Raw genomic sequence first — 19,564 nt, 5'->3', positions numbered from 1 at the left:
TACCTAAGACAACAGTATTAATTAACTATTCATCGGAAAATATAACTTTTTACATAAAAAAATAGTTTCTTCGTAAACTCTAATAATTAATTCTCTCACTAAAAAACAAATGAATATAAAATCATTAAATTTAGATTCTAACTTACATATTTTAGTCACTGGAGGCGCTGGTTTTATTGGCTCAAATTTATGTGAATCATTATTAATAAATGGAAATAAAGTAACTTGCTTAGATAATTTTGCTACTGGAAAGAAAGAAAATATTTCACCTTTGTTAGACCATGTTAATTTTAAATTAATTACAGGTGATATCCGTAATATAGATGACTGTAAACTTGCATGTAAAAATGTAGATTACATACTACACCAGGCCGCCCTTGGATCCGTACCAAGGTCTATTAACGACCCAATCACCAGTAACTCTGTTAACGTATCAGGATTTTTAAATATGTTAGTTGCTGCTCGTGATGCAAAAGTAAAAAGGTTTGTTTTTGCTGCCAGTTCTTCAACCTATGGAGACTCTATTGAACTTCCAAAAATTGAAGAAAATATAGGTAAACCTCTTTCCCCTTATGCTATTACTAAATACGTAAATGAGTTGTATGCAGATGTATTTTCTAAAACGTACGGCTTAGAAACCATAGGTTTAAGGTATTTTAATGTTTTTGGAAGAAAGCAAGACCCAAAAGGGGCTTACGCCGCTGTAATTCCAAAGTTTGTAATGCAATTTATGGCCCATGAATCACCAACAATTAATGGTGATGGATCTTTTTCCAGAGATTTTACGTATATAGATAACGTAATAGAAATGAACATAAGAGCACTAACAACAAATAACAAAGAAGCCCTTAATACAATTTATAATGTGGCTTATGGTGAACGAACGAATTTAAATGAGTTAGTAAATATATTAAGAGATTATTTAAGTGAATTTGACCCTAAAATAAAAAATATAGAAGTTAATTATGGCACCACTAGACAAGGTGATGTTCCACATTCCTTAGCTTCAATAAAAAAAGCAGAAAAATATTTAAGTTACAATCCGCAATTTGACATAAAAAAAGGGTTAAAAGAAGCTGTAACTTGGTACTGGAAAAATTTAAAATAGAAAAATGAATTTAACAATTATAGGAACTGGATACGTTGGATTAGTTAGTGGAACTTGTTTTGCTGAAATGGGCAATAACGTAACCTGCATAGATATAGACTCAAAAAAAATTGAGGGTTTAAAAAATGGTATAATACCAATATATGAACCTGGCTTAGAGTCAATAGTTAAACAAAATATTAAAAATAAAACTTTACACTTTAGCACAGATTTAAAAGAAAGTTTACAAAAATGCGACATTGCTTTTATAGCCGTAGGTACACCAATGGGACAAGATGGTTCTGCAGATTTAAAATACGTATTACAAGTAGCTAAGGAAATTGGTGAACATATGACAAATTCTTTAATTGTTGTTGACAAATCTACTGTTCCTGTTGGTACAGCAGACAAAGTAAAAGCTACAATACAAAAAGAACTAGACAATAGAAATGTAAAAATAGATTTTGATGTAGTTTCTAACCCCGAATTTTTAAAAGAAGGAGATGCCATAAGTGATTTTATGAAGCCAGACAGAGTTGTTATTGGCTCTAATTCAGAAGAAGCAACAGAAAAAATGCGTCAGTTATACAAGCCATTCTTTAGAGTTACCACAGATAGGGTTATAGCTATGGACGTAAGATCTGCAGAAATGACTAAATATGTTGCTAACGCAATGCTTGCAACTAAAATTTCTTTTATGAACGAAGTTGCAAATATATGTGAGATTATAGGTGCTGATGTTAATAAAGTTAGAATAGGAATAGGTTCTGACAGCAGAATTGGCTACAGCTTTATTTATCCAGGAAGTGGCTATGGAGGCTCATGCTTTCCAAAAGATGTAAAGGCTTTGCAAAAAACTGCCATAGAACATGGCTATAACCCTAAGTTAATTGAAGCCGTAGAATATGTTAATGACAAACAAAAATTAGTTATTGCCGATAAAATCATAAATAAATACGGCTCTAATTTAAAAGGCAAAACATTTGCTGTATGGGGTTTATCTTTTAAACCTGGTACAGATGATATGCGTGAAGCTCCTTCAATATACATTATAAAAAAACTTACAGAAATGGGTGCTAAAGTTCATGCATACGATCCAAAAGCAATGGATGAAGCAAAACATTTTTATTTAAAGGATGTAGAAAATATAGAATACTTTAGTTCTAAATATGAGACTTTAAAAAATTCTGACGCTATGATTCTATTAACTGAATGGAAAGAATTTAGATCTCCAGATTTTGAAGAGTTAAAATTACAATTAAAGGAACCTGTAATTTTTGATGGTAGAAATCAATACAATGATGAGTTAATGAAAAATAGAGGGTTTGAATATTACCAAATAGGAAAAAAAACAATTTAATTACTAAATATATTTATGCCAAAAATTGCAATTATAGGTCTAGGCTATGTTGGGTTACCTTTAGCTCGTTTATTTGCTGTTAAGTACCCCGTTATTGGTTTTGATATCAATAAGGAAAGAGTTTTAGAATTACAAACTGGTATAGACAGTACTTTAGAAGTTGACAACACCGCTCTGAAAAAAGTTATATCTAACACTCCTAATTTATCTAATACTGGTTTATTTTGTAGTAATAATCCAGAACATATAAAGGATTGTACTCATTATATTGTAACAGTACCTACACCTGTAGACAAAAATAATAGACCAATTTTAACACCTTTATACAAATCTAGTGAAACAGTAGGAAAAGTATTAAAGAAAGGTGATATTGTAATTTACGAATCTACTGTTTACCCTGGAGTAACAGAAGAAGAGTGTGTTCCTATTTTGGAAAAATACAGTGGTTTAAAATTTAATATTGATTTTTTTGTAGGATATTCTCCTGAACGTATTAATCCTGGAGATAAAGAACACACCGTAGATAAAATATTAAAAGTTACCTCTGGAAGTACTCCAGAAATAGGCATAGAAGTTGACAAACTGTATAAATCTGTTATTACTGCCGGTACTCATTTAGCCCCAACAATAAAAGTGGCTGAGGCTGCAAAAGTTATTGAAAACTCACAAAGAGATATTAACATAGCATTTGTGAATGAGTTAGCTAAGATTTTTAACCTCATGGGTATAGATACACATAATGTATTAGAAGCTGCTGGCACAAAATGGAATTTTTTACCTTTTAAACCTGGTTTGGTTGGTGGGCATTGCATTGGCGTAGATCCCTATTATTTAGCTCAAAAAGCACAAGAATTTGGATATCATCCAGAAATTATATTATCTGGGAGGCGTTTAAATGATGGTATGGGAAATTATATTGCTTCTGAGATTGTTAAATTAATGATCCAGAACGATATTAAAATAAAAGGCGCCAACATTTTAATACTTGGTATAACTTTTAAAGAAAATTGTCCGGATGTACGTAATACTAAAGTTGTAGATGTTATAAGAAACTTAAAAACTTATAGTGCAAACTTAGATATTTATGACCCTTGGGCTTCTCCCGAAGAAGTTTATAAAGAATATAATTTAGAAACAAGTAAAAAATTACCTAATAAAACTTATGATGCAATAGTTCTCACCGTTGCACATAAAGACTTTTTAACTATTGATTTAGATAAACTAAAAAATAAAAATGGTATTATTTACGACGTAAAAGGAGTACTAAAATCTAAAGCAAATAAAAGACTATGAGTAATTAACTCATAGTCTTTTCTATTATAGTTTTATAAGCATTATCCGGTAATAAATTTTGCTTCATATAATCATATCCATTTTCTCCCATTTCTTTTCTTAAATCAGAATTCTTATATAGTAATAAAAGCTTATCTTTTAACTCATCCGTCTTTCCAGCTTCTGCCCAAACTCCAGAGTTGATTTCTTCTAAAATGGTACCAAAATCTGTTTGCAAATCTACAGAGGCTAAAACTGGAATTTTATTTCCATAATAAGATAATACTTTTGATGGAAAATTTGGAATTGTAAAATCTTCGCTCAAAGATATTAATCCAACATCAGCAATACGTAACAAATTATTATAATCTGCCTTAGGTAATTTATTTTCTAAAATTACATTTGGTAATTTTAAATCCTTAGCCATATTAAATATTTTTTCCTTTTCAGTGCCTGTACCAATGATAAAAAATACAATATCAGGATAATCAAGACAGTTTTTAGCTAAATTTATAATGTTTTCTAACTTTTGTGGCTTACCTATATTTCCACCAAAAATTAAAATAAACTTATCTTTTAAATCATATTTACTAACTAAAGAATCTAACTTAATTTCTTCCTTATAAACTGGAAGATTTTCCCAGTTTGGCAGTAAATGTAGTTTTGAGAAATCCATAGTAGGATTATGTTCCTTAACATAGTTTACATTAGCTGGTGACATACACCCAATACTGTCTGACACAGCATAAAGCGCCTCTTCTTTTTTTCTAAAATAATTATGAAATAGACCTTTGTCTTTCATCATATTTAAATCAACAGCATTCTGAGGAAAAATATCTCTTAAAATTAAGTATAATTTACCTCCTGTTTTTTTCTTTAACCATGACGCTACAGGGGTTAACGTAATTGGCGGAGTTGGCATTAAAATTAGATCAAAATCTAACTTGATATTATTATTTATTAGAGCCTTTTTATACTGTCTTGCTAACAATAAATTTGCAATACCTTTTTTAATAGCTCCTACATTAAAAAGGGGTAACGTTTTCACTCTCAAAACCTTAACACCAGCTTCTTGCCTAAAACCTACATCGTCTTTACTGGCTGCTGGGGCTAAAACCAAAACATCATGACCTTTTGTACAAAATTCACTAATAAGGTCTGTATAGATATTGGTAGATTTAGATGCGTTGGGAAAACCAAGCGCAAGAAAGATAATCTTTTTCATTTCTACTTATTTAGACCAAACTACTCTGTTAATATAATCTACGTAAGAAATAATTATGCGAACAACCTTGTCACTAACGTTAGGCATAGAATAGTCTGCCACTTGCCTAAAGTTACGTTCAGGATTTCTTTTTTGCACTTCTAAAGCTTCTAAACCTTGTAAAATACGCTCTGGGTTTAAACCTACCATCATTACAGAAGCTTCTTCCATTGCCTCTGGTCTTTCATGAGCTTCTCTAATATTTAATGCATTAAAGTTTAAGATAGATGACTCTTCAGATATAGTTCCACTATCAGACAATACAGCAAAAGAATTGTATTGTAAAGCGTTATAATCTGAAAAACCTAAAGGTTTTAAAAATTGAATATTTTTATGCGTTTCCATTTTTTTAGCATCTAACATATTCCTTGTTCTAGGATGTGTAGATACAATAATTGGATAATTGTATTTTTCTGCTATCTGATTTAAAGAAGTAATTAAACCCTCAAAATTTTTAGGGTTACTTATATTTTCTTCTCTATGAGATGAAACTACAAAATACTTCTGCTTTTCTAGGTTTAATTTTTCTAAAACGTTAGAGGCTTCAATTTTAGATCTAAACTGATCTAAAACTTCAAACATTGGGCTACCTGTCTTAATTATTCGGTCTGCTGGTAAACCTTCTCTTAGCAAGTATTCTCTAGCAATATCACTATATGTTAAGTTTACGTCTGCTACGTGGTCCACAATTTTACGGTTTGTTTCTTCTGGTACACGTTGGTCAAAACACCTGTTACCTGCCTCCATATGAAAAACAGGTATTTTACGTTTTTTAGCAGGTATAGCACATAAACAAGAGTTGGTATCCCCTAAAACTAAAAATGCATCTGGCTTAACTTCTTCTAAAACTGGATCTATTTTAATTAAAATATTTCCAACTGTTTCGGTAGCGTTTTTACCTGCGGCATTTAAAAAATGATCTGGTTTTCTTATTCCCAAATCATCAAAAAATATTTCATTTAATTCATAATCATAATTTTGTCCTGTATGTACAAGAGTATGATCTATAGCTTGGTTAGCATCTAATGCATTTAAAACACATGCTAATCTTATTATTTCTGGTCTTGTTCCTACTACTGTAAGTACTTTTAGCTTTTTCAAAATTTATAAATTTAAATTAGATACTATTAAACGTTTACAAAATATGTGTCTGCATCGTCAGGATTATAAGGTTCATTTATCCAAAATAATGTAATTAACTCTTCTTCTCCTATATTTTTTATATTGTGTGTATACCAAATTGGCATATCTACATAAGCTGGTTCGTTACCACCTAGGTAATAATCTATAACTTCATCAGTACCAATTTTACGTAATTGTATTAATGCCTTACCACTAATTACTGCAAAACGCTCTGCTTTTCTGGTATGAAAGTGATTTCCTCTGGTAATACCCGGAACCGTTGTAGAAAATGAAAATTGCCCACTAGTTTGTGTTCTAGCAATTTCTACAAAACTACCTCTAGGGTCTGTATGTTTTGTATACTTAACAGGGTAATGGTCTATAGGAACGTAACACCTAAATGTATTAAACAATGCTTTTTCAAATGTTTCTTCAAGACTAGGGAAAACACCATTTTCAATATAATCTCTTTTATATTGTTTTAGTAAATTTAGTATTTCCGAAACTTTTTTAGTGTGTGGAGCAGCAATAGCTACTTCTGAAACATTTTTACCAATATTAATGGTGTTTTCTGCCTTACTAGATATTGCATCTGTAATAACGTCAACAAGCTCATTAATATATATTAAGTTTACGTCACTATCATTAATAATTGTAGGTTCCTCACCTCTAGCAATTTTATGGCAAAAAGTAGCCACAAAAGAATTGTAGTTTGGTTTGCCAAAGGGTCCAAAAACGTTTGGTATTGTTAATGATGTAAATTTACCTCCAGTACTTTTTGCCCATTGTATAAACTTTTCCTTTCCTTCTTTTTTAGATTTTCCGTAAAGATTATCCTTTGTTTCTTGTGATGATGACGAAAAAAGAATGTGTGGCGTTACATTTTTAACTTTACAAGCTTGTAAAAGGGTATCTACTAAAGCTGTGTTTGTGTTATAAATTACATTTGCATCATCATGTCTGTTCATAGCTGCTAAATGTACTATCACGTCACAAGATGCTACAAAGTTTTCTAATTTTTTTTGATCGGAGAAAAAAGCCCTTTCAAAAGGTACTAATGTTACACTTTCATCTAAAGATAAAGTGTTGTATAAGTGATTTCCAACAAAACCGGCTTGACCCGTAATTCCAATTTTTTTCATGGTAGTGTTTCTTATAATTATTGGTTAATAGGCCATTCTTCTAGTTTAAATCTAAAATCATCTGCAACGGATTCTTCTACAGAAAAGTTAGAGAAAACTAATAATGTAGCATTTTCTTCTTTCGCCTTAAAAGCTGTTGCATAACCACCTGTTATATGTAATATTGAAGGTGAATTAGCTGACAAATTGACTTCTGAAATATGATCTTCACTTTTATTTTCTGCATTAACTGTATTAAAATAAGTCAACGGAACCAAATAAACCGTGAAAGAGCCTGCTGAACAATAAAACCATTTATGTTCTTTAGCATGCCCTTGCCACCCTCTAATGTTTGTTGTAGAAGAAGGAGATATTTCATACATCCTTACAATTTCTTTTAAATTAAACTGATTAAAGAAGTTTAATTTACCTCGTTCATCTATATGAGAATTACCAGCTATAATATTATGTGAAATCATTTATAGATTTTCCTTAATATAATCTAAATTTAACAAGGTATTTTTAAGCTCTTCATTGGTTAGTCTTGTTGTATTATGCGAATGATAATCCTCTATAGTACTAATATCTGTTTCTCCTTCCGAGAAATAACGACTATAGTTTAAGTCTCTATTATCTGCCGGAATTCTATAAAACTCACCCATATCCTCTGCCTTTTGCATTTCTTCACGCGTACAAAGAGTCTCGTATAACTTTTCACCATGTCTGGTACCAATTACCTTAACCTCATTATCTACATTGTAAATATCCTTCATTGCATTGGCCAAGTCACCTATAGTACTTGCTGGTGCTTTGTTCACAAATAAATCTCCTTGATTACCATTGGTAAAAGCAAAAATCACAAGATCTACAGCATCTTCTAAAGACATTAAAAAACGTGTCATATTAGGATCTGTTACCGTAAGTGGCTGTTTTTCTTTTATTTGATTAACAAATAAAGGTATAACAGAACCTCTAGACGCCATAACGTTACCATACCTAGTTAAACAAACAATAGTATTGTTATCTGGAATGTTTCTAGACGCTGCAACAGCAACTTTTTCCATTAACGCTTTGCTAATACCCATAGCGTTAATTGGATAAGCGGCTTTGTCTGTACTTAAACAAATAATACGTTTTACATTATTAGCAACAGCAGCATCTATAGCATTTTGCGTACCAAAAACATTAGTTTTAGTTGCCTCTAAAGGAAAAAACTCACATGATGGTACTTGTTTTAAAGCTGCTGCATGAAACACATAGTCTACACCTTTCATAGCTCTGTTAATACTATCAAAATCTCTTACATCTCCAATGTAAAATTTAACTTTTTCGTTTTTTAGTGTATTACGCATATCATCCTGCTTTTTTTCATCTCTAGAAAAAATGCGAATTTCTTTAATATCTGTTTCTAAAAAACGGTTTAATACCGCGTTTCCAAAAGATCCTGTACCTCCTGTAATTAATAATGTTTTACCTTTAAACATGTTAGTGTTATTATTTATTATTTTAAGCTTCAAACAACAATTTGTCCAACTTCTTTATATTATTATGCTTATCTTCTATTTTACTTAACGTTAAATTATTAAAAAAAACGTTCATTTCATCTTCGGAAATACCAATAGACCACCCCATATTATGCTCTAAAACTCTATCTGAAAGATAAGTATTATCAGAGCATATAATTGGTATATTAAAAAAACCAGACTCATAATATTTATTAGGCATAGCAACCTTTTCATTATCTAAGGTATTGTCATAAGCGACAAAATTGACATTGCTATTCTCATATATTTCCTCTAAATCATCTGGATTTTTAAATGGACCGTGAAAGAAAATATTGTTAGTTGAATTTTGTGCTTTTTTCATCATTTCAATTATCTCTTTATTATGGCAATCACCATAAAAATCTAAACGAAACATTTCATTATTACTCAAAGTAGAGATCAGATTTTTTATTATCCCCGAGTATCTGAAAGCACCAATATAAGCCACTCTAATTTTATCCCTTTTAATTTCTTGAATCGGTTTTACTTTTCCATATGATTTAAATTTATTCTCCTTAATACTAATTTTATTTTCACTTATATAAGGTTTGTAATAATTTTTATAAAATCCGTAGGAGGTAAATGCAACTTGATTACTAAACTTGGTTAAAAAATAATCCGTATTCCTTAAAATTATTTTTTTTACTCCTTTTGAATATAGCCATACAATATCACTAATCTCATATGTTATAGATTTATTCAATATTAGACCTGTTAACATTCTTAAATCAAGCCCAAAAACATATATATTTTTTTTCTTTAACCCAAAGTTTTTATAAATTTTAAAAACTAAAGAAAAATAGCTTTTTAACCTATTTAAGTATTGTGAATTAGACAAATTACCCACAATATTTATTTCTACATTTGAAAAATTTTCTAGAGCTGAGAAATTATTTACTTTATGAATATTTCTATTAAAACCAAATACAATAACCTTTTTATACAAGTTAGATAATTCAGTTATTCTTTTCACAACTCTAGGCTGTTCCAAAGATTGAGCTAAAACTATTATTTCGTTTTTCTTCTCAGACATGCCATTACTTATTTACTCCAGCAAAATCAAGGATAACTTTTTCTCCATCATTAGGTAATGTTGAAAATTCTTTATGATTTACTAAATAAACCACAATGTCTGCTTTATCAAAAGCTTGTGCATAATCAGTTAATTTAAAAACATTATGCTCTTTTATATTTGGCTCTACTATGTAATATTCTTCATTGTTTGCATTTTGCAACACACGCTGTGCTATATATTTTGCAGGAGACTCTCTTAAATCATCAATATTTGGTTTGAAAGCAAGTCCCATCAATGCTATTTTCGGTTTTCTACCAAAATCCAACTCAAACTTAAGCTTAGTATTTTGAACCTTTTCTGCACACCAAAATGATTTGTAGTTATTTACCTCTCTAGCCGTTCCTATAATTTTAGATTCCATTGGGTAATCTGAGACTATAAAATAAGGATCTACAGCAATACAATGCCCCCCTACACCACATCCTGGCTGCAAGATATTTACTCTTGGGTGTTTGTTTGCTAAATTAATTAATTCCCATACGTTTATATCTGCTTTGTCACAAATTAATGACAATTCATTAGCGAAAGCAATTTGTACATCTCTTGATGAATTTTCAACCAACTTGCACATCTCTGCTGTACGAGCATTTGTTTTGTGCAACTCTCCTTTAACATATTTAGAATAAAAATCTAGTGCCATTTGTGTAGATTTTTCATCTATACCACCAATTACTCTGTCATTATATACTAGTTCATGCATAACATTACCAGGTAAAACCCTTTCTGGGCAATAAGCAATATTTAACTTATCTTTTAATTCTGGTCTATTTTCATATATAAAGTTCATCATTTTTTCTGTTGTACCTACAGGAGATGTTGACTCTATAATATATAAATCGTCTTCTTTTAGCAAATTTAAAATAGCAGATGTAGCTGCTTGTACAAATGAAATGTCGGGTTCATTTTTATCTTTAAAAGGTGTAGGTACTACTATAATATATGTATTTGCTTTAACTGGTTTTGTATCTGCCTTTAAGAAACCTTTAGTTACAGCTTGCTTTACTGCTTCTCCTAAGTCAGGTTCAACTATATGAATTTCACCTCTATTAATAGTATCAACCACAGATTGATTAATGTCCACTCCGTGAACATGTGCACCACCTTGTGCTATTAAGGCTGCTGTTGGAAGACCTATGTATCCAAGGCCAATCATTACTACTTCTGGATTCTGCATTACTTTAAATTTCCTATAAATTCTACAATTCTTTTACAAGCTTCACCATCGCCATACGGATTGTGAAGTTTACTCATTTCTTTATACTTGGAGTTATCTTCTAATAAATTTTGAGCTTCTAGTACAATCTTTTCTTTATTTGTTCCTACTAAAATTACAGTTCCCGCATCTACTGCTTCGGGTCTTTCTGTAGTGTCTCTCATTACTAATACTGGTTTCCCTAAACTTGGAGCCTCTTCTTGTACTCCTCCACTATCTGTAATTATTAATTTAGATTTATTCATTAACCATACAAATGCTGGATATGCAAGCGGGTTAATTAAATGTACGTTGTTTAAACCACTTAATATTCTTTTAACTGGTTCCTGTACTTTAGGATTTAGATGAACTGGATAAATTATTTGTACATCATCATTTTTTGAGGCTATCTCTTTTAATGCTTCACAAATATTAATAAAGCCTTGTCCATGATTTTCTCTTCTATGCCCAGTAACTAAAATTATTTCTTTGGTAAAATCTATAGATTCTTTTAAGTTTTCAATCTCATCATCTACAATAGTATCTACTTTAGATACGCTTTCTAAAAGAGCATCAATTACTGTATTCCCAGTAACTAAAATATCATCTTTATTTGTATTTTCTCTAACTAAATTATTAAAAGATGTTTGTGTAGGTGCAAAGTGGTAATCTGCAATTCGGCCAGTTACCGTCCTATTAATTTCTTCAGGAAATGGAGCGTATTTGTTAAAAGTGCGTAAACCTGCTTCTATATGACATACTTTTGCTCCAGAATAAAAAGCTGCAATACTAGAACCCATTGTGGTTGTAGTATCTCCATGAACATAAACAAAATCTGGTTTGTAAGATTCTAAAACTGGTTGTAAACCTGTAATAATTGCTGCGGTTAAACCATATAAATTTTGCCCAGGTTTCATTAAATTTAAATCATAGTCTGGAGTAATCTCAAAAAAGTCTAACACTTGGTCTAACATTTCTCTGTGTTGGGCAGTAACACAAACTTTAGTTTCAAATAATTCTGATTTTTGAAACTCTTTAACCAATGGAGCCATTTTTATTGCCTCTGGTCTAGTGCCAAAAATTATAAGGTTTTTTTTCTTCATTTATATAATGGTCTATATGTTTAACAATATCATTAATTGATTTAAAGTAACTATTTTCTTAATATTTTATTTTTGTAAATACTTGGAAAAAAAACTTTAAAGTATCCCATTAAATATACCAATGGCAACCTATATAAAAAGTGATTTTTCATATATACTAAATGTGATTCAAAATCAAAACCTATAGGATTATGCAACATTTTTAATCTCTCTTTAAAAGATAGGTTTACGAACTTAGCATACTTATCAATATGGTCATTAGTACAAGTTCCTAAGTAATTATCTGCTAACAATACAGGAACATTATTTTTTTTTGCCTTTAATGTATAGTCAAAATCTGCCAGACCATGAACATAACCTTTAGATAATTGTCCTATTTTATCTACTGCATTTTTACTGGCAAGCATAATATTAGCATTCCCAAGCTCACACTCTTGTGGATATTCTCCGTTTGGTATTAATTTTGTGTACCTTCCTTTAAATTTGTTGGTAAAAACACTACCTCCATATGTCATTACATTGGTTTCTTCATCTAATGTAGCACCTACATATACTCCTCCTTTTCCATACTTTGTTAAACAATAATTGTGAGTTTTAAATAGCTCCTCTAAAAAATTCACGTAAGGTTTAGTGTCATCGTTTAATAATAAATATGCATCATAATCATTTTTTAATGCTTCTGCCCAAGAATTTCTCATACCTCCTGCCCAAAACAACTCACCGTTACCTTTTAATAGATTTACTTTTGGATAATATTTTTGTATTGCTTCTGATGTTCCATCGGTAGAGCCATCATCTGTTAAATAAACAGACATATCTATGTCTAAACTGAGTTCTTGTTTGGCTTTAAAAAGAGATTCTAAAGCTGCTAAAGATTTTTCTTTTCTATTAAAGCATGTTAATAATACAGCAAATTTTTGCATAACAGTTTTTAAATAATATTATATTTAAAATTTAATAAGATAAAACTACAATATTACTTTATGTAAAAGCACAATATTGGATAAGGTTACGCAATTATGCGTTTATCTGTACTTACAGATTTTACTTACCTAAAATTCTTCTTAAAAGTACCCTAAACTTTCTAAAAGTTTCTAGTTTAATATAATGAACAGCATCATTATAATTAAGACGTTTAATATTGTACAAAAATTCTTTTTTAAAATTTAAAACTTTATCATTTTTTTGAGATACACTTAGGTTGTAAAGAAAAAAATCATCCCCATTTATGTCATTTATGATATTCGAATCCAAAGGCTTTAAGAATTTTCCAAATGATTTTTCAATCTTGTAATTAATTATCTTGTTTGTTAATAAATAATTTGAAGAATAAACATTTTTGTAACCATATAAATCTATCGTTGTATCTGTATCATAGTCATAAAAATATTTTTTTAAATAATTATTTTCAAAAAAAGCATCATAAACAGACTTTGAATCCTTTAACTCTGAAAAAAAATATTTCTTTTTTAAACCAAGTTGTAAAGAAACTTGATATAAGTTACTACCAATTCCAACGTGTGTACCAGCGTCACTAAAATTAGTTGAAAGAGAAACTTTAGGATATAAAAAAAATAAATTTTTCTCTACAAGATAAGCTATATTATACTTTAACCATGATTTCTCTGACCATGATCTAACATATTTTGGGACTTTTGTATTGTTAGCAATATCTTGGCCTTTATTATACCAATTTTTAAAATCTCTCCAGTGGTCAGCACTCCAAGCTTGCCCCCAAGATGATGCAAACTGAAAATACCAATTATCATAACCATCATCTATAGCATTAAAGTGCTCTCCTTTATGCACATTAAATTGATGGTTATACAATGAAATCCCTGCTACATATTGTTTATCTTTACTAAAATCTAAAGCACTTACTGTATAATTATAAAAATTAGGAGAAATAAGCAAATCATCTTCCAAAACTATTACAGATCCATAAACTGTACTAAGATCTCCACATTGAATTATATGCTTCCGTAATCCGAGATTTACTTGTTGATACTCTACTTTTTTGTTACCAAAATCCCAATTAAAATTATTTGCTACGTTTAAAACACTATCATTATCACTACCGTTATCAATACTTATTATTAAGTCTATATCAGTATTTGGGTAATCTGCTTTACTTAATGAGGTTAACAACCTTTGCAACGATTTTGGCCTATTATAAGCTACTACAACAATTGGTGTATTTTTACTTCTCATTTTTAATGTTTTTTATAAAACCGCTTATATCAGTAAAAAAAGTTGCATTATTTACAATCCAATCTTTGGGTTTATTCCACCATTTAAATTCTTGTAAAAAATCAATTTCTTCCTCTAAAAATCTTTTCTTGATAATTTTGGATGGAACTCCACCAACAATGGTATAAGGCGGTACATTTTTACTTACTAAAGCATTTGCCGCAATTATAGCTCCGTCACCAATTTCTACTCCATCTAAAATTGAAACGTTTGCCCCTATCCAAACATCATTTCCTATTTTGATAGTATATTTTTCGTTTTCACTAATTGGATCAGGAAACTCTTTAAACAATTGTTCTTTTGCATAAGTAAATGAAACTGGAGTACGTAAAGCAAAAAAAGAAGGATGTGTAGACACAAAAGTACCTACCGGATGCCTACCAAAAATGCACTGAACATTAGGCCCAATAGAGCAATATCGACCTATTTTAGTTTTAGAAATTTTAGTATGCTGAGCTATATAGGAGCCATAACCAATATATGAAGAGGTAATTGAGCTATAAGCTCCAAAGCCATTTGATCCTTCACAAATAGTAGAAAAACCAATAAATGATTTTTTCCCATACCTAATACCCAAGGCTTTTTTAAGACGCATACGCCTAAAATACATAATGCAACTTGTTAAAAAAGCACTATTTAATATTAGTCTTTTTATCCTTTGTTTCATTCTTTACTTATTAGGGAACGATTTCCCACTTAAAACTGATTTTTCCCAAATATACGGTGATAGTTCTGACCAACATTTTTGAGCATCAGAAAACTCATTATTTTCTCCCTTAACAATTTTTGTGATTTTGGTTTGTAAATCTTTTGGATTACTCACTAAATTAGATTGTAAAAAGTCAGTGTCATTTATTGTACTTAAAAACCAATCACTCAAATCGTTTTGCATCCAATTTACAATTGGAGAACTAAAACCAATTTTCGATTTTCTCCACGTAACTTCCTTAGGCATATAAGGGTCTAAAGCATCACGTACTATTCTTTTAGTATAACCACCTCCTATTTTGCTTGAATAAGGTAATGAGTTTACAAAATTTACAATTCTATGGTCCATAAATGGCATACGTATTTCTACGCTATTAATCATAGCGTACCTATCATAATTACGCAATAAAGTAGGCAATATATTTTCATGAAACATTGCATACAAATATTGTGCATGATTGTCTAGTTTTTTATAATTGGGGTGCGCACTATCTACAGACGGCATAGTTTTGCCTAAAATTTTCTTCACAATTTTTTTAGACATAAAGTCAGTATACAACTTACTACTGTTAGTTCTCTTGTACTGCTCTTTGTCTTCATTAATAGAATCTTGGTAAATATTTAAAATATCTTTTGTTTTAGACGGACTTAACTTAGCATCCCATAAAGCCTCTAAATTACCTTGTTGGTAACCACTTAATAGTTCATCTGCCCCATGTCCATCTAACGTAACTGTTACACCATTTTTTTTAACAGACTCATACAGCATTATCATTGGTATAGGAGATGTAATATATAAATCTTCAAACTTATAAAAATATTCTTCCAATTTATCCCAATGTTGTAGAGGGTTTATATCTACAAAAGTTGCACCTATACCTAAATTCTCTGTTACTTTTTTAGCGTAGTACGATTCATCTAATGGAGTTCCTGGAAACGAAGCAACAAAAGCATGCTGCCAATCTTTAGAATAACTTCCACTATTTTTAGCCAAATTAGCCATTGCAGATATTGTTGCGCTACTATCTAAACCACCACTTAATGCAGTACCTATAGTTACATCAGATCGCATACGCAGTTTACAAGCATCCATAAACAATTCTCTAAACTGCTCTACTTGCTCATCATAAGATTTTGGTACTTGCACTAAATGATCTAACGTATTATGATATCTATATGTGTTTAGCTTCCCCGCTTTATATACTGCACTATAACCAGCAGGAAAACGTTGTATGCCTTTAATTAAACACTTATCTGTAGACTCATAAAAGAAAATATTCTTTTTCATCCAATGAAAATCATCAGAAATCTCTAATTGTTTAAAGAAAGGAAAAATGGCTTTCATTTCTGAAGCAAAAATAAATTGACCGTTTACATTTGCGTAAAACAATGGTTTTTTACCATATCTATCTCTAGACATAAACAACTCCTTTGTTTCTTTATCCCATATTGCAAATGCCCACATACCATTAAATTTATGTACACACTCTTCTCCCCACTCTATATATGCTTTTAATAAAACTTCGGTATCTGAGGTAGATTTAAAAGAATGTCCCTTTAATACTAACTCCCTCTTAATTTCAATAAAATTATAAATTTCACCGTTAAAAGTAATTAAATACCTTTGGTTCTCACTTTTCATAGGTTGGTGTCCTGTTTCAGAAACATCTAATATAGACAACCTTCTATGACCTAATGTTACATCTTGGTCCACAGATTCTATTCCAAAACTATCTGGACCTCTATGGTATAATGTATCTAATGCAGGTTTAAATTTATCGTATGATGTATAAGGCACAGTGCCTAAAATTCCGCACATATATATATGGTGTTAGTGAATATTATATTATAGTTATTGGTTTTAACTTATATACGTATTAATTATTGTTTATAATAGACGTGTTACTCGTTGTTACAGATAAATAATGTTGTCTAACAAGTCCTACAAATAAACAAAACAAGATAAACAACGTAAATGTACCATCTATACCAGGCTCTACCATAAATAGTGAAAAAAAGCCTAAAGTATAGGTTAAACATAAAATCTGAAATGACATATCTATTTTTTTGCTAAAAAAAATATTATAAATCAAATTAATAAAGCGTAAAGAGTACAGTATTAGAATTACAAAAGGAATGAAACCTCCCACTCTCAAAGCATCTAACCATAAATTATGAGAGTAACCAAATTCTTCCAAATCCCACCCAAAGGGTTTTTCAAACATATTATCTATAGATTTCATCCAAAGTTTTGTACGGCCACCACCACTTGCTATATCTGCAGCTCCGTCATCTTCCATTCTACTTGCAAAAGTTGCTAAAATATCTGAGTCTAAATCTAGAGAAACCTGTGTTGCAACTATACCTAATAAAATGGCAAATACCGTAAATGTAACCGAGTTCTCTTTAAACGACCGTTTAGGAATTGCAACAACCAAACTAATAATTAAAGAAAGCATAAAAATTGCCAATTGCGTTCTACTGCCCAGACGTAATACACACAGCAAGCTCACAACAAAAACAACACTTAATACAATTAGTAAATACTTAGGTATAGCCTTATATGCTGAAAATAATAATGCGGGGATGCACATATTAAAAATAAACAGAGCCGCCATTTGGGTTGCATTTACAGGTTCCCCCCCCCAAAACATTGGTAAATTTCTATCGAGCTGACCAAATCCTCCCTCAAGTATATTTAAAACTACAGATACCATTGCGGGCAATGAGTACAAAAAAGTTACTGCAATTAAAACATAAAATAAGGTTAATTTATTTTTTGCAATTGTAGCCATGTATTTCCCCCATAAATAAAAAACTGGTGGTGTACAAGCATAGATTACCACAAACTGCAACCCTTTCCAAGGGTTTAATGCATAAAATAAGCTATAAGTAACAGAAAAAAATGTTAACAACAAAAAGTTACGATCAATAGCTTGCCTTAAGAATTGATTTTTAAAAAAAATTAGCCCAACACAACCATATGCAAATAAGTACCCTAAATTTAATACATTGAGTAGAGCGCCCAACAAAAAAAGCATATTAAAAAAACCTAATGTGTTACAATAAGCATAAATTTTTTTCATAACTAACTACGCTTAATACTTTTTTTTATTAAAGGTATAAAAAACAACGCCTTAACCATCATATAAAAAGTTACTCGTGTTTTTTTAAACAATACTGGTGCTACCAGCGATGCTATTGCTTGTGCTAATAATGTTGCATAAGCAGCTCCTAAAACACCATATTTGGGTATAAACACTATATTTAAAAGTACATTTGTTAACATACCCAGTGCCAAGCATAAAATATTATATTTCTGTAAATTTTCACTAATAAACCATTTTTGGTTGGCAACACCCAAAAACACAAAAACACCCGCCCAAATGTGTATTTTTATAACAGCCGCGGACAATTCATAAGCTTTACCGTACAACAGTGCTATCCCCCAATCACTAAGTAATAATACAGGTACAACAACCACTAACCCCAATACAACCATTAAATTAAATAAATTTTGTAATCTAGATAAATACAATTGCTCATTTACTTTTTTGGCATTAAGTATAGCCGGGAATAAAGAACTACAAATAATCATAGGAATAAAATACCACGCCTCACTTAAACGAACTGCCGCGGAATATTGCCCTACAGCTTCTGCATTTAAAAACTCCTTAATCATTACTTGATCTATTTTCATATAAATAGAGATAACTATAGCACTAAGTATTAACGGCCAAGCATCTAACAGTAAATTTTTGGCTTTGTCCCATGAGAAAGACCATGTAACTATTGTATTACCCTGTTGATAATACAAATACACTTGTCCCATCATCAAAAAAAACACATCAAAAACTAGGACGTATACAAAATAAATTAAGCTATAGTTATTGAGTATAAAAAATATTTTAAAAGCAGCAGAGAGCAATAAGCCTATAAAACTAGGTATTACTATATTTTTACTAGTAACATTGCTATAAAAGTAAGAGCTAATTACACCAAAACTATTTATAAATGTAACTCCCCCTAAAATTAAAATGATTTTATTTGTTAATTCGTCATTTTTATTAATAAATACTGCAATTAACAAGCACAACATAATAAAGCAAGACCCCATTATTTGCAACCAAAATGATGTTCCTAAAATACTATTTTTGTCTTGTTTGTTTTTTATTAATTCTCTAATAATTATATCATTAAGCCCTAGTGTAGAAAATGCGGTAAAAAGCCCTACAAAACTTTGGGCATAACTTAGAATACCAAACTGATTTGGACCTAAATAGCGTGCTACCCAAACCCCTACAGTTAACGCCACAAGCATACGAGCAACTTTTTCTCCCATTAGCCATGACGTATTTTTTAAGTACCTTAAAAAACCACCTTGTAGTACTACACTTTTAATCTTTTGAATCATACAATTAGTATAACTTATTTGTTTTTAAAAAAACTCAATTACAATAAACTAA

The 19,564-nt window shown here is 30.4% G+C and carries 16 protein-coding genes and 1 pseudogene; 3 read left to right on the top strand and 14 right to left on the bottom strand.

Annotation, left to right across the window (positions count from 1 at the left end; genetic code table 11):
- Window positions 1-109: 109 nt before the first annotated feature.
- From BFJ87_RS07635 to BFJ87_RS07625, 3 genes are read left to right on the top strand one after another with little or no spacing between them, the layout of a single operon-like run.
- The gene (locus tag BFJ87_RS07635) at window positions 110-1,108 is read left to right on the top strand and encodes an SDR family oxidoreductase (protein ID WP_077402313.1); all 999 of its coding nucleotides are present in this window, start codon (window positions 110-112) and stop codon (window positions 1,106-1,108) included.
- A 4-nt stretch (window positions 1,109-1,112) separates the two neighbouring features.
- The gene (locus BFJ87_RS07630) at window positions 1,113-2,447 is read left to right on the top strand and encodes a UDP-glucose dehydrogenase family protein (protein ID WP_077402310.1); all 1,335 of its coding nucleotides are present in this window, start codon (window positions 1,113-1,115) and stop codon (window positions 2,445-2,447) included.
- A gap of 15 nt (window positions 2,448-2,462) precedes the next feature.
- Entirely contained in the window at window positions 2,463-3,740 is a 1,278-nt protein-coding gene (locus BFJ87_RS07625; protein WP_077402307.1) for a nucleotide sugar dehydrogenase, read from the top strand.
- Window positions 3,741-3,744: 4 nt separating this feature from the next.
- Here the strand turns inward: BFJ87_RS07625 and BFJ87_RS07620 are convergent, their stop codons facing one another.
- The 14 genes and pseudogenes from BFJ87_RS07620 to BFJ87_RS07555 form a co-directional block, all read right to left on the bottom strand.
- Window positions 3,745-4,944 carry a glycosyltransferase family 4 protein gene (locus BFJ87_RS07620; protein ID WP_077402304.1) on the bottom strand — a complete coding sequence of 400 codons (1,200 nt, stop codon included), beginning with the start codon at window positions 4,942-4,944 and terminating at the stop codon, window positions 3,745-3,747.
- A gap of 6 nt (window positions 4,945-4,950) precedes the next feature.
- Entirely contained in the window at window positions 4,951-6,084 is a 1,134-nt protein-coding gene (gene wecB, locus BFJ87_RS07615) for a non-hydrolyzing UDP-N-acetylglucosamine 2-epimerase (RefSeq protein ID WP_077402301.1), read from the bottom strand.
- 26 nt (window positions 6,085-6,110) lie between these two features.
- Window positions 6,111-7,247 carry a polysaccharide biosynthesis C-terminal domain-containing protein gene (locus BFJ87_RS07610; protein WP_077402299.1) on the bottom strand — a complete coding sequence of 379 codons (1,137 nt, stop codon included), beginning with the start codon at window positions 7,245-7,247 and terminating at the stop codon, window positions 6,111-6,113.
- A 17-nt stretch (window positions 7,248-7,264) separates the two neighbouring features.
- Window positions 7,265-7,705 (bottom strand): cupin domain-containing protein, encoded by a 441-nt coding sequence (locus BFJ87_RS07605; RefSeq protein WP_077402296.1) that lies wholly within the window; start codon window positions 7,703-7,705, stop codon window positions 7,265-7,267.
- Window positions 7,706-8,710, bottom strand: coding sequence for a polysaccharide biosynthesis protein (locus tag BFJ87_RS07600; protein WP_077402293.1), 1,005 nt, complete (start codon window positions 8,708-8,710; stop codon window positions 7,706-7,708).
- A 22-nt stretch (window positions 8,711-8,732) separates the two neighbouring features.
- Complete coding sequence (locus BFJ87_RS07595; RefSeq protein ID WP_077402290.1) at window positions 8,733-9,803, bottom strand: glycosyltransferase family protein; 1,071 nt, start codon at window positions 9,801-9,803, stop codon at window positions 8,733-8,735.
- A 4-nt stretch (window positions 9,804-9,807) separates the two neighbouring features.
- A complete protein-coding gene (gene wecC / locus BFJ87_RS07590) occupies window positions 9,808-11,019 on the bottom strand; it encodes a UDP-N-acetyl-D-mannosamine dehydrogenase (protein ID WP_077402287.1) in 1,212 nt (403 codons plus the stop codon).
- A complete protein-coding gene (wecB, locus tag BFJ87_RS07585) occupies window positions 11,019-12,140 on the bottom strand; it encodes a non-hydrolyzing UDP-N-acetylglucosamine 2-epimerase (protein ID WP_077402284.1) in 1,122 nt (373 codons plus the stop codon). The genes wecC and wecB (BFJ87_RS07585) overlap by 1 nt, the downstream gene beginning before the upstream one ends.
- Window positions 12,141-12,190: 50 nt before the next feature.
- The gene (locus tag BFJ87_RS07580) at window positions 12,191-13,063 is read right to left on the bottom strand and encodes a glycosyltransferase family 2 protein (protein ID WP_077402281.1); all 873 of its coding nucleotides are present in this window, start codon (window positions 13,061-13,063) and stop codon (window positions 12,191-12,193) included.
- A gap of 121 nt (window positions 13,064-13,184) precedes the next feature.
- Window positions 13,185-14,351, bottom strand: a complete 1,167-nt coding sequence (locus tag BFJ87_RS07575) for a glycosyltransferase family A protein (RefSeq protein WP_077402279.1) — start codon at window positions 14,349-14,351, stop codon at window positions 13,185-13,187.
- Between the two features lie 108 nt (window positions 14,352-14,459).
- A pseudogene (locus tag BFJ87_RS17175) lies at window positions 14,460-14,634 on the bottom strand (DapH/DapD/GlmU-related protein); the annotation flags it as partial.
- 426 nt (window positions 14,635-15,060) lie between these two features.
- The gene (asnB, locus tag BFJ87_RS07565) at window positions 15,061-16,917 is read right to left on the bottom strand and encodes an asparagine synthase (glutamine-hydrolyzing) (RefSeq protein WP_077402276.1); all 1,857 of its coding nucleotides are present in this window, start codon (window positions 16,915-16,917) and stop codon (window positions 15,061-15,063) included.
- A gap of 58 nt (window positions 16,918-16,975) precedes the next feature.
- On the bottom strand, window positions 16,976-18,184 hold the full coding sequence (locus tag BFJ87_RS07560; protein WP_077402274.1) for an O-antigen ligase family protein: 1,209 nt from the start codon (window positions 18,182-18,184) through the stop codon (window positions 16,976-16,978).
- Window positions 18,185-18,186: 2 nt separating this feature from the next.
- The gene (locus tag BFJ87_RS07555) at window positions 18,187-19,512 is read right to left on the bottom strand and encodes a flippase (RefSeq protein WP_077402271.1); all 1,326 of its coding nucleotides are present in this window, start codon (window positions 19,510-19,512) and stop codon (window positions 18,187-18,189) included.
- Window positions 19,513-19,564 lie beyond the last annotated feature (52 nt).

The organism is Cellulophaga omnivescoria (assembly GCF_001999725.1).
Lineage (GTDB): Bacteria > Bacteroidota > Bacteroidia > Flavobacteriales > Flavobacteriaceae > Cellulophaga > Cellulophaga omnivescoria.
Note: the sequence above shows the minus strand (reverse complement) of the source record. Positions and strands in the feature narration are given on the sequence as shown.

Excerpts from the sequence above, each read along its gene's own strand:
- BFJ87_RS07635 (WP_077402313.1), top strand. The coding sequence starts at position 110 with ATGAATATAAAATCATTAAATTTAGATTCTAACTTACATATTTTAGTC.
- BFJ87_RS07630 (WP_077402310.1), top strand. The coding sequence starts at position 1,113 with ATGAATTTAACAATTATAGGAACTGGATACGTTGGATTAGTTAGTGGA.
- BFJ87_RS07625 (WP_077402307.1), top strand. The coding sequence starts at position 2,463 with ATGCCAAAAATTGCAATTATAGGTCTAGGCTATGTTGGGTTACCTTTA.
- BFJ87_RS07620 (WP_077402304.1), bottom strand. The coding sequence starts at position 4,944 with ATGAAAAAGATTATCTTTCTTGCGCTTGGTTTTCCCAACGCATCTAAA.
- BFJ87_RS07610 (WP_077402299.1), bottom strand. The coding sequence starts at position 7,247 with ATGAAAAAAATTGGAATTACGGGTCAAGCCGGTTTTGTTGGAAATCAC.
- BFJ87_RS07605 (WP_077402296.1), bottom strand. The coding sequence starts at position 7,705 with ATGATTTCACATAATATTATAGCTGGTAATTCTCATATAGATGAACGA.
- BFJ87_RS07600 (WP_077402293.1), bottom strand. The coding sequence starts at position 8,710 with ATGTTTAAAGGTAAAACATTATTAATTACAGGAGGTACAGGATCTTTT.
- BFJ87_RS07595 (WP_077402290.1), bottom strand. The coding sequence starts at position 9,803 with ATGTCTGAGAAGAAAAACGAAATAATAGTTTTAGCTCAATCTTTGGAA.
- wecC (WP_077402287.1), bottom strand. The coding sequence starts at position 11,019 with ATGCAGAATCCAGAAGTAGTAATGATTGGCCTTGGATACATAGGTCTT.
- wecB (WP_077402284.1), bottom strand. The coding sequence starts at position 12,140 with ATGAAGAAAAAAAACCTTATAATTTTTGGCACTAGACCAGAGGCAATA.
- BFJ87_RS07580 (WP_077402281.1), bottom strand. The coding sequence starts at position 13,063 with ATGCAAAAATTTGCTGTATTATTAACATGCTTTAATAGAAAAGAAAAA.
- BFJ87_RS07575 (WP_077402279.1), bottom strand. The coding sequence starts at position 14,351 with ATGAGAAGTAAAAATACACCAATTGTTGTAGTAGCTTATAATAGGCCA.
- asnB (WP_077402276.1), bottom strand. The coding sequence starts at position 16,917 with ATGTGCGGAATTTTAGGCACTGTGCCTTATACATCATACGATAAATTT.
- BFJ87_RS07560 (WP_077402274.1), bottom strand. The coding sequence starts at position 18,184 with ATGAAAAAAATTTATGCTTATTGTAACACATTAGGTTTTTTTAATATG.
- BFJ87_RS07555 (WP_077402271.1), bottom strand. The coding sequence starts at position 19,512 with ATGATTCAAAAGATTAAAAGTGTAGTACTACAAGGTGGTTTTTTAAGG.